At 76.3% G+C, this 12914-nt stretch carries 14 protein-coding genes; 7 read left to right on the top strand and 7 right to left on the bottom strand.

Annotated features, from left to right (window positions below):
• The first annotated feature begins 12 nt into the window (after positions 1 to 12).
• The 3 genes from CHB98_RS15380 (at position 13) to CHB98_RS15370 (ending at position 2518) form a co-directional block, all read left to right on the top strand.
• Positions 13 to 540 (top strand): hypothetical protein, encoded by a 528-nt coding sequence (locus tag CHB98_RS15380; protein ID WP_089306465.1) that lies wholly within the window; start codon positions 13 to 15, stop codon positions 538 to 540.
• A 104-nt stretch (positions 541 to 644) separates the two neighbouring features.
• A complete protein-coding gene (locus CHB98_RS15375; RefSeq protein ID WP_089306464.1) occupies positions 645 to 866 on the top strand; it encodes a hypothetical protein in 222 nt (73 codons plus the stop codon).
• Entirely contained in the window at positions 863 to 2518 is a 1656-nt protein-coding gene (locus CHB98_RS15370; protein ID WP_089306463.1) for an AMP-binding protein, read from the top strand. The genes CHB98_RS15375 and CHB98_RS15370 overlap by 4 nt, the downstream gene beginning before the upstream one ends.
• Before the next feature lie 13 nt (positions 2519 to 2531).
• Here CHB98_RS15370 and CHB98_RS15365 read toward each other — a convergent pair whose 3' ends face one another.
• A complete protein-coding gene (locus CHB98_RS15365) occupies positions 2532 to 5603 on the bottom strand; it encodes a hypothetical protein (protein WP_089306462.1) in 3072 nt (1023 codons plus the stop codon).
• A 122-nt stretch (positions 5604 to 5725) separates the two neighbouring features.
• On the opposite strand from CHB98_RS15365, the gene CHB98_RS15360 reads away from it, so the two are divergent.
• Positions 5726 to 6541, top strand: coding sequence for a ribonuclease III domain-containing protein (locus CHB98_RS15360; protein ID WP_143425099.1), 816 nt, complete (start codon positions 5726 to 5728; stop codon positions 6539 to 6541).
• 102 nt (positions 6542 to 6643) lie between these two features.
• On the opposite strand, the gene CHB98_RS15355 is transcribed toward CHB98_RS15360, so the two are convergent.
• Positions 6644 to 7414, bottom strand: a complete 771-nt coding sequence (locus tag CHB98_RS15355; protein ID WP_089306460.1) for an endonuclease/exonuclease/phosphatase family protein — start codon at positions 7412 to 7414, stop codon at positions 6644 to 6646.
• A 76-nt stretch (positions 7415 to 7490) separates the two neighbouring features.
• Here CHB98_RS15355 and CHB98_RS15350 point away from each other — a divergent pair, with 76 nt between their 5' ends.
• A complete protein-coding gene (locus CHB98_RS15350; RefSeq protein WP_089306459.1) occupies positions 7491 to 8060 on the top strand; it encodes a nucleotidyltransferase family protein in 570 nt (189 codons plus the stop codon).
• Here the strand turns inward: CHB98_RS15350 and CHB98_RS15345 are convergent.
• Positions 8047 to 8373 (bottom strand): DUF202 domain-containing protein, encoded by a 327-nt coding sequence (locus CHB98_RS15345; protein ID WP_089306458.1) that lies wholly within the window; start codon positions 8371 to 8373, stop codon positions 8047 to 8049. The two genes, CHB98_RS15350 and CHB98_RS15345, sit on opposite strands and share 14 nt — an antisense overlap.
• Positions 8370 to 8729 carry a YidH family protein gene (locus CHB98_RS15340; RefSeq protein WP_089306519.1) on the bottom strand — a complete coding sequence of 120 codons (360 nt, stop codon included), beginning with the start codon at positions 8727 to 8729 and terminating at the stop codon, positions 8370 to 8372. The genes CHB98_RS15345 and CHB98_RS15340 overlap by 4 nt, the downstream gene beginning before the upstream one ends.
• A 170-nt stretch (positions 8730 to 8899) precedes the next feature.
• Between CHB98_RS15340 and CHB98_RS23090 the strand changes: the two genes are divergently transcribed.
• Positions 8900 to 9295, top strand: coding sequence for a cold-shock protein (locus CHB98_RS23090; protein ID WP_089306457.1), 396 nt, complete (start codon positions 8900 to 8902; stop codon positions 9293 to 9295).
• 91 nt (positions 9296 to 9386) lie between these two features.
• Here the strand turns inward: CHB98_RS23090 and CHB98_RS15330 are convergent, their stop codons facing one another.
• Together CHB98_RS15330 and CHB98_RS15325 are read right to left on the bottom strand one after the other, a co-directional pair.
• Positions 9387 to 9854 carry a DUF2771 family protein gene (locus tag CHB98_RS15330; RefSeq protein ID WP_245821195.1) on the bottom strand — a complete coding sequence of 156 codons (468 nt, stop codon included), beginning with the start codon at positions 9852 to 9854 and terminating at the stop codon, positions 9387 to 9389.
• A gap of 5 nt (positions 9855 to 9859) precedes the next feature.
• Positions 9860 to 11380, bottom strand: a complete 1521-nt coding sequence (locus CHB98_RS15325) for an MFS transporter (RefSeq protein ID WP_245821193.1) — start codon at positions 11378 to 11380, stop codon at positions 9860 to 9862.
• 81 nt (positions 11381 to 11461) lie between these two features.
• Here CHB98_RS15325 and CHB98_RS15320 point away from each other — a divergent pair, with 81 nt between their 5' ends.
• Positions 11462 to 12256 carry a DUF3027 domain-containing protein gene (locus tag CHB98_RS15320; RefSeq protein WP_245821191.1) on the top strand — a complete coding sequence of 265 codons (795 nt, stop codon included), beginning with the start codon at positions 11462 to 11464 and terminating at the stop codon, positions 12254 to 12256.
• A 344-nt stretch (positions 12257 to 12600) separates the two neighbouring features.
• Here the strand turns inward: CHB98_RS15320 and CHB98_RS15315 are convergent, their stop codons facing one another.
• A complete protein-coding gene (locus tag CHB98_RS15315) occupies positions 12601 to 12837 on the bottom strand; it encodes a DUF2530 domain-containing protein (protein WP_089306453.1) in 237 nt (78 codons plus the stop codon).
• Between the last annotated feature and the right edge of the window lie 77 nt (positions 12838 to 12914).

The following is a 12914-nucleotide window of genomic DNA, read 5'->3' as shown; positions in this document are numbered from 1 at the left end:
CAGCATGGGGACGTGACCCCGGCCGCCGACGACCCGCGGACCCGTGCCGCGCTCACCGGCTACCAGGCCGCTGCGCTGCGCTGGCTGGCCGGCGGTGTCATCGCCGTCGTCCTCGGGGTGCTGCTGGCCAGTGCCGCGGTGGCCATCTCCCGCGACACCGGGCGGCCGCTGCCCCTGGCCGGCCTGCTCGTGGTCTCCCTCGTCCTCGTCGGCGGGGTCGCCGCGGTCGCCGGGGCCGGCGCGCTGCTGCGGTTCCACCGCTGGCTGCGGGCGCTGCGCCGGGTGCCCTGGCAGACCGGCGTGCTGCGGATCGCCGGGCCCGCCGTGCTCGCCTTCGAGCCGGAGGGGTACGACGAGCTGGACCCGACGGCGGACCCGGTGCGGCTGCGGCTGGCCAGCACCGCGGTGTGGCGGACCCGCGCGGTGCAGCAGCTGCACGACGCGGTGGTGCGGGCCGCGCCGGTCGGCTCCCGCGAGTGGGTGCTCACCGCGGACGGCGTCCCGACCGTGTACGGCGCCCGCGCGGTGCGCCGACACTGACGCACCCGGATCGACTGCGTGCGTCCGGGGTACCGGATCGGCGAAGATGCAGGGCAGGCGCGGGCACCGGGGGGTGCACCGCGGACACCAGCACGGAGGACACCATGGCCAAGCGGAAGCCCAAGCACGAGCACCTGGTCGAGCCCACCTGGGGCCAGAACGACGAGGGCGGTGCGCCGGTCACCGAGCTGCTCGCCGAGTCGGCCGGGCCCCTGTCGCCCTTCGGGGAGGACCACGACTTCCCGCTGCCGCCCAGCCGGCTGCGCTACGCCCACCCCACCGACAAGCCCAACCGGGCCGGCGTCCCGGCGAGCGAGCAGCGGTGAACGCGCCCGCGCTGCCGTCCTACAGCAGCGGCACGTCGACGGTGCCCCTGCTCGGCGACACCATCGGGGCCGACCTGGACCGGACGGCAGCGCGGGTGGGTGACCACGAGGCGCTGGTCGAGTGCGCCACGGGTCGCCGCTTCACCTACCCGCAGTTCGTCGCCGAGGTCGACGCGGTCGCTCTCGGCCTGGACGCCCTCGGGGTCGCCAAGGGCGACCGGGTGGGCATCTGGGCGCCCAACTGCGCCGAGTGGGCCTTCGTGCAGTACGGGACGGCGAAGCTCGGGGCGATCCTGGTCAACATCAACCCGGCCTACCGCACCCACGAGCTGGCCTACGTGCTGCGCCAGGCCGGCATCTCGGTGCTGGTCAGCGCGCCGGAGTTCCGGACCAGCGACTACCGGGCGATGGTCGCCGAGGTCCGCGGCGACTGCCCGGACCTGCGCGAGGTGCTGTTCCTCGGCTCCCCGGAGTGGGAGGCGCTGGTGGCCACCGGCCGGGCCGGTGACCGGGCGCGGCTGGCCGAGCGGGCGACGCAGCTGTCCGCCGACGACCCGGTCAACATCCAGTACACCTCGGGGACGACGGGCTTCCCGAAGGGCGCCACGCTCACCCACCACAACCTGCTCAACAACGGGTTCTTCGTCGGCGAGGGCTGCGGCTACACCGAGGCCGACCGGATCTGCATCCCGGTGCCGTACTACCACTGCTTCGGCATGGGCATGGGCAACCTGGCGGCCACCTCGCACGGCGCCACGATGGTCATCCCGGCGCCCGGCTTCGACCCGGCGGCCACGCTGCGGGCGGTGCAGGAGGAGCGGTGCACCTCGCTGTACGGCGTCCCGACGATGTTCATCGCCGAGCTCGGCCTGCCGGACTTCGCCACCTACGACCTGTCCAGCCTGCGCACCGGCATCATGGCCGGCTCGCCGTGCCCGGTGGAGGTGATGAAGCGGGTCGTGGCCGAGATGGGCATGACCGAGGTGACCATCTGCTACGGCATGACCGAGACCAGCCCGGTGTCCACCCAGACCGGCGCGGACGACGACCTGGACCGGCGCACCTCCACCGTCGGCCGGGTGCACCCGCACCTGGAGGTCAAGGTGGTCGATCCCGCCACGGGGCTCACCGTGCCGCGCGGGACGCCGGGGGAGTTCTGCACCCGCGGCTACTCGGTGATGCTCGGCTACTGGGAGGAACCGGAGAAGACCGCCGAGGTCATCGACGCCGCCCGCTGGATGCACACCGGCGACCTCGCGGTGATGGACGCCGAGGGCTACCTCAACATCGTCGGCCGGATCAAGGACATGGTGATCCGCGGCGGGGAGAACGTGTACCCGCGGGAGGTCGAGGAGTTCCTCTACACCCACCCCGACGTCGTCGACGCGCAGGTCATCGGGGTGCCCGACGAGCGCTACGGCGAGGAGCTCATGGCCTGGGTGCGGCTGCGCGAGGGCGCCGAGCCGCTCACCCCGGAGGTGCTGCGCGCGTTCTGCGCCGGCAAGCTGGCCCACTACAAGGTGCCCCGCTACGTGAAGGTGGTCGACGCCTTCCCCATGACCGTCACCGGCAAGGTGCGCAAGGTCGAGATGCGCCAGGTCTCGGTCGAGGAGCTGGGCCTGCAGGCGGCCGCCGCGACGAAGAACGCCTGATCCGCCGCCCCCGTCATCCCGCGGTCGCGGGTCCTCCTCGGGTCCCGTCCGTCCCTGACCCGAGCTGCGCCAGGGCGGCCCTGGCCGCGTTCGTCGCTCCCGGTCGACGACCGAGCCGCTCGAGGGTGGCCAGCACCGGCGCCAGCTCCGCGCGCCAGGCACCGCTCCCGGCCGCGTCGGCCAGGCACCGGGCCGCCTCGGGCAGCTGTCGGTCCCGCTTCCTGACCACGGCGGGGTCGGCGAGTGCGTCCAGCAGCGGCCCCACCACGACCGCGACCAGTGCGGGCGCCTCGACCGACGCCTGCCGGACGAGCTGGGCCAGGGTCAGGACGTCGGTGGAGAAGAAGGGCACGAGCGCCTCCCAGACCGCCGGTGCGACGGCTCCCAGGCGCAGTGCCTTGCCCACCTCGGCACGCACCTGGTGGAACGTGGTCAGTGCCCGAACCAGGTGCACGACGGCGGGGTCCTCCGGGTCGGGCATCCCGGTGGCCCCCTCGCACCACGTGGGCACCACCGTGGCCAGCACCTGGATGCTGATCTCGTCCTTGGCCCGCAGCAGCTGCTGCCCGTGGACGGCGAGCGCCTCGTCGGCCGCGCGGAAGTCCCCGCGGTCGCCCGCTCGACGGCCGATCACCCATCGCTGCCAGAGCTCGAGGGCGGCACGGTGGCGGTGGATGCCGGCGGCGCGCGGGTCGTCGTCCGGCACGTCGGGCAGCGCCCGCAGGGCCTCGGTGACCCGGGTCTGCGACTCGCCGACGTCCTCCGACGGCGCGCCCCCGCCCTCCCGGTGGATCACCCAGCGGCGCACGGCGGACAGCACCACACCGCAGGTGCCCGGCGGGAGGTCGGCCTGCAGTTGGACGAGGGCGTCGGAGGCCGCCTCCGCCACCGCGCCGTAGGTCCAGCCGCGGCCGGCGTGCGGGTCCTCAGCGGGCAGGTTGAGAGGAGCCGCGGCGTCGAGGACTGCCAGCCGGGCGCGGAGCGCGACGAGGGTCGCGACGGCGCTCGCCACCCAGACCGACGTGGTGCGTTCCGGGACGAGTCCCTTGGCCTCGCGCTGCCACCAGAGCAGCCAGGCCGCGCCGAAGTCGCCCTCGCCCGCCACGAGGAGCGGGATGGCGGGCGCTGCGAGGGCGGCGGCAGCCTCGGGATCGACCTCGCCGACCTGGTGGACCAGTGCCGCGGTCAGCTTGCGGAGCGCGGTCTGGTGCTCCTCGGTGAGCGCGTCGACGAGACCGGCGTCGACCAGTCGGCTGAACACCGTGTTCAGCAGGGGGTGCGCGTCGGCCATCGAGGGGTCGCGGTGGGCGGCGGCGGAGCGCACCCGGGCCACCAGCCGCAGGACGACGAACTGCTGGTGCACCGTCAGGACGGTGCGGTCGGGGCCCCACGTCCTGAGCAGCGTGGGCGGCACGAGCCCGTTCAGCCGGGGCAGGAGGGCCGGTGCGACGCGGTCCAGCAACCGGTCGTCGGGCAGGCCGACGAGGAACCTGACCACCGCCTCCAACTGGCTCTTGCTCAACAACGCCCAGTGGCGCAGCAGCTCGGCGAAGAGGACGCCCCGAGCGGCATCCGGCGCCGGGTGGTCCGCCTTGAGCGCCGCGGCGGCGATCCGCCGGAGGGCCGGCGCGTGGCCGTCCCGCACCAGCGACTGGACGTCGTCGCGCAGCGACTTCGACGTCAGGGACGGGTCGGTGTTGTGCGTCAGGAGCAGGTGCGCCGCGGCACGGGCGACCAGCGCCGTCGTCTCGCGGTCGCCGCCGTGCAGGAGCAGCGCGCTCAGGCGGTGGACGAGCGGGAGGAAGCCGTCGGGCCCGAGCCGCCGCCGGGTCTCCACCCACGTGGCGGCGACCGGGTCGTCGTGGGGCAGCGCCGGGAAGTCGACGCGCTCGTCCACGAGCCTGATGTGGTCCACCGCCCATGCACGGGAGCCGTCGTCGGCCCGCGCGAGCACCGTGACGAGTGCACCGAGGGCCTGCTGCGGAGCCGGTCCCCGCAGGAGGGCGATCTCCGTCGCTGCGACGACGGCGTCTTCGGCGACCTTGGGCGAGGCGTCCCGCTTCGCCACCGCCGTCCAGATCGCCGCGGTCTCGCTGATCGCGCGGTCGAGCAGCTCCGGGTCCGAGGCGGCCAGCTGTTCTGCGGCGAGCCGGACCAGCGCCACGCCCTCCCGGGCCAGGTCACGGTCCAGGCACACGCCCTGGCAGACCAGCCCCAGCTCGTCGAAGGCGAGGTGGGCGACCTCGCGGACCGGGGTACTCGCCGCGATGGTCGCCAGGCCCGCCATCCGGTGCCGGACCGCTCGCCGGTCGCCGGCCTCGTGCTCGCTGATGGCCAGGTCGCGCAGGTCCTTCACCAGCGCGCAGCGGTCGCGGATGTCAGCCGCCGACGGCTGGCCGTTGCGCCGCACCGCCCGACTGACCGCCAACAGCGTGCTGGTCCGCGGGTGCAGGCGGGCGGCCAGCACGAGGAAGACGATGGGCGTACCCAGGGTCGTCACGACCAGGAGGCCGAGTCCGGCTCCGATCCCGGCGGGCTGCTCCAGCCATGGCCAGGCGTGGACCAGTGTGAGCAGCGGCAGCGTGAAGGCGGCGCCCCACGCCACGCAGTAGATGCCGACCACCCAGCCCGCCAGGCCCCGGCGCATGAGGCTGCCACCGTCGAGCCGGGTGACCGGGCGCCCGGCCGACACGGCGGCCAGCACCGCGGGGACGATGCCGGCCAGCGCCATGAGACCGCCGGCCGCGGCGCTGTGGTACTCGGCCTCGGCCCCCATCGGCAGGAACGGCAGCCCGGTGGCGGCCAGCAGGGCCACGCCCACGGTGAGCAGGATCAGCGTCAGGGTCAGCGGGGAGACGTGCCATGCCGCGCGCCGCACCTCGCGGGCGGTGAAGAGCCGTGCCTCGACGGCGGGGTCCTCGACGTGGATCTCGTCGGCGAGGGAGTCACCCTCGACGTCGTCGTCCGCCTCGTCGGTCTCGTGCAGCTCCTCGGCGTCGAACCGCAGGTCCGGCCCGTCCTCGGCCGGAGGACCGGCGACGATGTCGTCGTCTGCGGGCGTGCGGGGGTGCAGCAGCGTCGTCATGGGACCCTTCCTCTCGTCCCCGGGACGATCGGCAGTCCGGCCGCCGTCCTTGACGGCCTCCTCGCGGGGTGGTCCGGCCCGCGACCCTCAAGCTGTCGGCCCGGCCGGTCGAGGAACCGGAGGTGAGCAGCAGCGCGACAGTGCCCGCGGTCCGCCGTGGCCCGGCGACGCACGACGAGGCGTGGGCGCTGACCCGCGCACTCGGCGGGCGGGCCCGCCTCGACCTGGTCGACACGGCCGCCCTGCTGGACCCGCGGGGCCGGCACTTCCAGCGGCTGGAGTGGCTCGGGGACTCCCTGCTCGACCACGTGACCGCCCACCACCGGCTGCTCGCGTCGGCCCGCGGGGCGGGGTGCTGCAGCGGCCGCACCCATGCCGACCTCGTCTCCGACGACGACCTCTGCGCGGCCGTGCGCGGCTCGGGCGTGCTCGAGCTGCTGGACTGGACGCCGAGCGCCCACCGGCAGGCCGACCTGGTCGAGGCCTGCGTCGCGGCGGCCTGGCTGGTCGGCGGCTGGCCGGACGCCGCCGCTGCCGCGAGCCGGCTCGTCCACCCGTCGTTCGCGGCCGAGGCCGCGACGCTCATCGAGGGCAGCCACCCGCACCTCGCGGAGCCGCCGTGCTCCTCCGAGCTGTTCCGGGGCGCGGCGACGCTCGGCAGCTACGTGCTCGAGGCGGCGGCCAGCCTGGACCTCGTGGCCCGCCATCCGGGGGACGAGGGCGACTTGACCGCCCGCCGGCACCTGCTGCTCGCGGGGGGCCGGCTCCTGCCGCACGCCCGGAGACCGAGCGGCTCCTGCCGCTCGCGCGGCCGCCGGCACCTCGTCGACCACGTCCAGGCCTCCGTGGGCCTGGAGCAGCTACGCGCGGGAGCCGACCGTGCGGTCGCGGTCGCGCGGCAGCTGCTCTGGCCGCCTGCGCACGGCGTGCGTTCCTGACCTGACAGTCGCGGCGGCGAGCGAGCGGGCGCGGGCCGCACCGGTGCCGGCCATGCGCCCGCATCGGGGCGAAGCCGCGCGCGGTGCAGGAGTCGCCGGCGGTCAGACCGCGACGGGGACGACGAGGGCGCGGTGGTCCGACAGCGGCAGCCGGACCGCCTCGGCCGGCCCGCTCGCGGTGACCGGCCCGCGGGCCAGCACGTGGTCCAGCTGCCGGGTCGGTGCGTCCACCGGGAAGGTCGGTGTCGCCTCCGGCGCCAGGGACCGCAGACCGCTGACCCGCACCGCCTGCCGGGTGCCGGTGTTCAGGTCGCCCATGAGCACCAGCGGCTCGCGGGTGCCGGCCAGCGAGCGGACCAGCCGGGACAGCTGCAGCGCGTTCCACCCGGGCAGGAAGGACAGGTGGGTGTTGCAGACGGTGAACTGCCCCGCCGGACCGTCCAGGACGGCGGCGAGGGCCACCCGCGGCTCGTCACCGACCAGCTTCGGACGCCGGGCGCCGCGGAACCACACCGGCACCCGGCTGCGCAGCGCCGGCAGCCGCACCACCCGCCAGGACACCACCGGGTACCGGGACAGCAGCGCGATGCCGTAGCTGGCCGAGCCCGGCTGCTCGTCGCCGGTCGCCGCCATCCAGGTGCCGCCGGGGGTGCCCGCGAGCGCCGCGACGAACTGCGAGTCCACGGCGCCCATCGCCTGCGCGGCGACCGCGGTGAGGTCGGCGTTCATCGACCGGGGCTGGTCGCGGTCGACCTCCTGCAGGCCGAGGACGTCGGCGTCGAGCGTCTTCACCGCGGCGGCCAGGCGCTCGACGTCCACCCGGCCGTCGACCGGCGAGCGCCCGTGGAGGATGTTGAAGGTCGCGATCCGCACGCAGCCTGCTGTGCCCCGCGCACCGCCGTCCACACCGCCGCGTTCCGGCCGGCGCCCCCCGGGTAGCAGGGACCGCGTGCAGCCCGACGACCGCGACGAGATCCGAGACCTGCTCAAGCGCGTCGCCGTCGCGCTCAAACAGGGTGACGTGCCCTTCGCCCTGTGCGGCGGCTACGCGGCCTACGTCCGCGGTGCGCCGGAGCCCGACCACGACGCGGACTTCCTCGTCCCGGCCGCGGAGGCCGAGCGGGCGGCCAAGGTGCTGGCCGAGGCGGGGCTGCAGGTCCTGGACCCGCCCGAGGACTGGCTGACCAAGGTCGTGCAGGGAGCCTCGGTCGTCGACGTCCTGTGGCGCACCTGCGGCGTCCCGGTGGAGGCCGACCTCATCGACCGGGCCGAGGAGCTGCCGGTGCTCTCGGTGCACATGCCGGTGCTGCAGGCGACCGACATCGTCGTCACCAAGCTCATGGCCCTCGACGAGCACTACTGCGACTACGCGCGGGTGCTGCCGGTGGCCCGCGCGCTGCGCGAGCAGGTCGACTGGGCGACGGTGCGCGACGCGGTGGCGGGCAACGACTTCGCCGTCGTGTTCCTCGTGCTGCTCGACCGGCTCGGCATCGTGCCGGGGCCGGTCAGGGCGGGCTGAGCACCGAGACGAGGGCCGCACCGGCCACGGCGACGACGACGGCGGTGAGCAGCAGCACCACCCGGGGCGCCGCCACCGCGGCCCCGCGCTCGACCGCCCGCTGCACCGCCCGCGCGCGCAGCGGCGCCAGCCCGCCCAGCACGAGCAGCCCGAGCAGGGCGGCCGCCCCGGCCGCCGCCAGGCGCACCGGCGCCCCGCCGTGCACCGCGGCGCGCGACATCAGGCCGGCCACCGCCAGCACGCCCAGCCCGGTGCGCTGCCAGGACAGGTCGGTGCGCTCCGGCTGGGTCTCCCGCCACGCCGGCCCGCTCACCGGCGCAGCACCTCCACCGCGACCAGCACGGCCACGACCAGCAGCACGCCGACGACCGCGGCGACCACCGCCGGCACGACCCGGCTCGGCGGCAGCGGGCGGTCGGCGGCGATCGCCCGCTCGTTGTCGCGCCACCGCAGGTACCCGCCCACGGCCGAGACCAGCCCGGTGAGCACCAGCGCCGCGGACACCGCCGTGCTGCCCCAGCGGGCCCCCAGGTCGGGGGCGAACTCCGCCACCGCGACGCCGCCGGCGACCAGGGCCAGCCCGGTCCGCAGCCAGGCCAGCAGGGTCCGCTCGTTGGCCAGCGTGAAGCGGTAGTCGGGGTGGCCGGGCGGCTGGTCGGCGGGCGGCACCGGCACAGGCTAGGTCGGCGGCGCGCCGGCCGGGACGTGGCGGGCCGGGCCCGCGGGAATGCTGGTGGGCGGCACGGGCCCGGCGACTAACCTGAGGCCTGCGGCACCCGTGCCGCACCCGCCCTCCCGGCCAGGTGCCGGGGCCGCCGTCCGACGACCGAGGGATCAGCGTGCCCACCGGCAGAGTCAAGTGGTTCAACCCGGAGAAGGGGTTCGGCTTCCTCTCGCGCGAGGACGGCCCGGACGTCTTCGTGCACAAGGACGCCCTACCCACCGGCACCAGCGAGCTCAAGCCCGGCCAGCGGGTGGAGTTCGGCATCGTCGCGGGCCGCCGCGGCGACCAGGCCCTGCAGGTGCGCGTGCTCGACCCGCTGCCGTCGGTGACGGCGGCGCACGCGGCGGCCACCCGCAAGAAGCCCGACGAGCTGGTCCCGATCATCGAGGACCTCATCAAGCTGCTCGACGACGTCGGCGAGGGGCTGCGCCGCGGCCGGCACCCCGACCGGCCGGTGGCCCGCAAGGTCGCCTCCGTGCTGCGCGCGGTCGCCACCGACCTGGAGCACTGACAGGACCACCGTTCCCCCCACGCCTCGCAGGCTCGGCGCGGGTCCCTGGACGGTGGCCGCTCCAGCACGTCGCCCGGAGCGGTTCCCGCCGCTATGGGACGGGGGGCGCCTCGGTCGCGGGGCCGGTCTGGTCGCCGCCGGCGCGGAGGAAGCCGACCGGCCAGGCGCCGCTGAGGCCCTCGCACGCCTCCCCGGTGTCCTCCACGACCACCAGGTAGAACGCGGCCGGGACGACGTCGGAGGTGTCGATCTCCTCCAGCACGGCCTGGCCCCTCTCGACGTCGACGATGCCGAGCCGCTGCTGCAGCTGGTCGTCGTAGACCTGCACGCCCCAGCCCTGCTCGGCCACCGAGTCGGGCACGGTCAGCCGGATCGTCGTGTCGGGGGAGACCTCCACGAGCGGCGGGCGGCCCGAGAAGCGCTGCAGCTCCCCGTCGATGCACTCCTGGCTGGGCGGCACCCGCACCTCCTGCGGCCCCGCCTCCACCAGGACGTCCTGCGGCCCGGACGGCTCGGACCCGCACCCGGCGACCAGCAGGACCGCGACCGGGAGGACCACCCGCCTCACGCCAGCCGGCCCAGCGGGTCGGTCGGGGTCTCGGGGGCGTCCGCCGGCGGCGGGACCGGCCGGCGGCGCGGGCGCACCAGCACCAGGGCGACGGCGAGCACCAGCAGCGCAGCGGCGACGGTGAAGCCGAGCCACCCGGTCGGGGGCAGCGCGATGCCGAGCGCACCGCCGACGACCCAGGACAGCTGCAGCACCGTCTCCGAGCGGGCGAACGCCGAGGCCCTCAGGCGCTCGGGCACCTCGCGCTGGATGATCGCGTCGAGGGCCACCTTGCCCAGCGCGTTGGCCACGGCCGCGACGCCGGCCACCAGCGCGGCCATCGCGAAGCTGTAGAACACCGCGGCGGCCACCGTGACCGCCGCGGCGGCGCCGGCCGACCAGAGCACCACCCGGTCGGGGTCGGCGCGGTGCAGCCGCGAGCCGACCGCCGTGCCCAGCACGCTGCCCAGGCCGGCCGCGCCCGCGACCGCGCCCAGCGCGAGGGTGCCCTGCCAGCCGCCCTCGACGGTGGCCTGCACCAGGAACGCGGAGAAGATCGTGAGGAACCCGCCGAGCCCCCGCAGCGCGGCGTTGGCCCGCAGCGCCACGACCACCCGCGGGTTGACCGCCCGGCGCCCGCGCCCGGTCGCCACCGGCTGGGGCGCGGTCGACAGCACGTCGGCGGGCAGCTCGCCGGTGGGGACGTCGACGTGGCGCGGCAGCCGCACCGCCAGCACCGCGCCGACGGCGAAGACGACGGCGGTGGCCCACAGCAGCCAGGTGAACCCCACCCCCCACGCCAGCCCGGCGCCGACCGCCCCGAAGACGCCGGCGGTCAGCAGGCCGAACACCGACGTCCGCGCGTTGGCCGAGGTCAGCGACATGGCGCCGGGGAGCACGCGGGGGATGACCGCCGCCCGCAGCACGTTGTGCGCCTTGGACAGCACCAGCACGCCGAGGGCCGCCGGGTACAGCCACCAGTCGTCGAAGTGCGCGGCCATGACCAGCGCCAGGGCGGCCCGCCCCAGCTGGCTGACCGCCATCGCCCACCGGCGGCCGCGCTGCAGCCGGTCGAGCAGCGGCCCGATCACCGGGGCGACGACCGCGAACGGCGCCATCGTGACCAGCAGGTAGAGCGCGACGTTGCCGCGCTGCGCGTCGGTGGTCGCGGCGAAGAACAGCGTGCCGGCCAGCGAGACGGCGACCATGGCGTCGCCGGCCATGTGCAGGGCGTTGACCCACAGCAGCTGGGCCAGCCCGCTGTGCCCGGCGCCGTCGGCCCGGCTGGCGGTCTGCACCCGGCGGACGGCGGCCCCGGTCAGCTCGCGGGTGCGGGCCGCCGCGACCCGGGTGACGGTCGGCTTCCGCGGCAGCGGGACGGTCGGCGGGGTGACCCCACCGTCCCCGGCGTCCGGACCGGTCGCCGGCAGCGGCCGGGTGGCCGGCCGGCCCGCGTCGAGGGGTGTGGTGTCCGCCCCCGGCGACCCCGCCCGCCGGCGCAGTGGCGGGCGCCGGGCGCCGGGCGGGGAGGACGACACGCACCCCATGGTGCCGCACCGACCTGGGAGGACGCGGCGCGCAGCCCCGCGCCCGTGGCCGCTCGGGGTGCGTCAGGGAGGATGGGGTCCGTGGCCGACTCAACCGACCCCGCCGGCGCGGGGAGCGACGCACCCGGTACCGACGTCGAGCGGGCGCGGGCCGCGGCGGTCGGCACCGCCGGGTCCCCCGACCTGGTGGGCGAGCACCTCGGCGCCGTCCCCGAGACGCCGTCGACGGCGGACCTCGGCGAGGTGGTCACCCACTCCTTCGCCAGCCGGCTGCCGGGCTACGTCGGCTGGTACTGGGCGGTCACCCTCGCCCGGGTGCCCGGCGAGGAGCAGGCGACCGTCGACGAGGTCGTGCTGCTCCCCGGGGAGCAGGCCCTGCTCGCGCCGGCCTGGGTGCCCTGGCACGAGCGGCTGCGCCCCGGCGACCTGTCGGTCGGCGACGTGCTGCCCTCCACCGAGGACGACCCCCGGCTGGTGCCGGGCTACGCCACCGACGACGACTCCGCCGACGACCCCGAGGGCTCGGTCGTCGCCCGCGAGATCGGCCTCGGCCGGGAGCGGGTCATGTCCCGCGAGGGGCGGGCGGAGGCCGCGGCCCGCTGGGACGCCGGCGAGTTCGGTCCCCGCTCGGCGATGGCCCGCCAGGCACCGGGGCCGTGCGGCACCTGCGGCTTCTTCCTGCCCCTGGCCGGCTCACTGCGGCACGCGTTCGGCGCCTGCGGCAACGTCTACGCCCCCGCCGACGGGCGCGTGGTCGCCATCGACTACGGCTGCGGCGCGCACAGCCAGGCGACCCTCGCCCCCGACGACGCGACCGAGGTCGTGCACTCCGCCCGCTACGACACGGGCACCTTCGACGTGCTGTGACACGGCGGTCCTCCGGACCGCACCGCGGCAGGTGCGCACCAGCCGCCGCTGAGCCCCCGACCCCCGTCCCCGCTCGGGGGGCCTCCGGCCCCCCGCTCGCGCGGACCCCGCACCGCGGCCAGCAGCCGCCCCCGGTGAGCCGGGCCCTCAGACCCGCGAGCGGTCGATGAGCCGGGGGAGGACCACCGCGCTCTCCGTCCGGGCGACGGTGGGCAGCGCCCGCAGCCGCCGGACGGCGCGTTCGAGCTCGGCGGTGTCGCGGACCTCGACGAGCCCACCGCGGTCACCCGGGTGCTGGCGTGGCGACGGTGCGGCTGCTGCTGCCGGCCGGGTGAGCCGGGCGCCTACCGGTCGTCGTCGGCGTCGCGGCGGCCGATCTGGCCCTGCAGGCGCATGATGCCCAGGCCGACGCCGGTCAGGGCGATGCCCGCCACGCAGGTCCAGGTCCACACCCGGTCCACCCGGTCGCCGAGCAGCAGCAGCACCACGAGCGCGACGGCCCACAGCGCCGTCCCGGCCAGCACCACGCGCACGGTGTCCACCTGCAGCGGGGGAGGGGCCTTCCGGGCCGGTCGGGGCACGCCTCGACCCTAGGACCTGCGGGCCCGCGCGGCCGTGACCTGTCCGGAACACGTGTGTGGCACGCTGTCGCCGCTCA

Origin of the sequence: Geodermatophilus pulveris (assembly GCF_900188375.1) — a bacterium.
GTDB classification, from domain to species: Bacteria; Actinomycetota; Actinomycetes; order Mycobacteriales; family Geodermatophilaceae; genus Geodermatophilus; species Geodermatophilus pulveris.
Note: the sequence above shows the minus strand (reverse complement) of the source record. Positions and strands in the feature narration are given on the sequence as shown.

What these genes read in the sequence shown, in the direction of transcription:
- CHB98_RS15375 (WP_089306464.1), top strand. Translation starts at nt 645, where the DNA reads ATGGCCAAGCGGAAGCCCAAGCACGAGCACCTGGTCGAGCCCACCTGG.
- CHB98_RS15365 (WP_089306462.1), bottom strand. Translation starts at nt 5,603, where the DNA reads ATGACGACGCTGCTGCACCCCCGCACGCCCGCAGACGACGACATCGTC.
- CHB98_RS15320 (WP_245821191.1), top strand. Translation starts at nt 11,462, where the DNA reads ATGGGGTCCGTGGCCGACTCAACCGACCCCGCCGGCGCGGGGAGCGAC.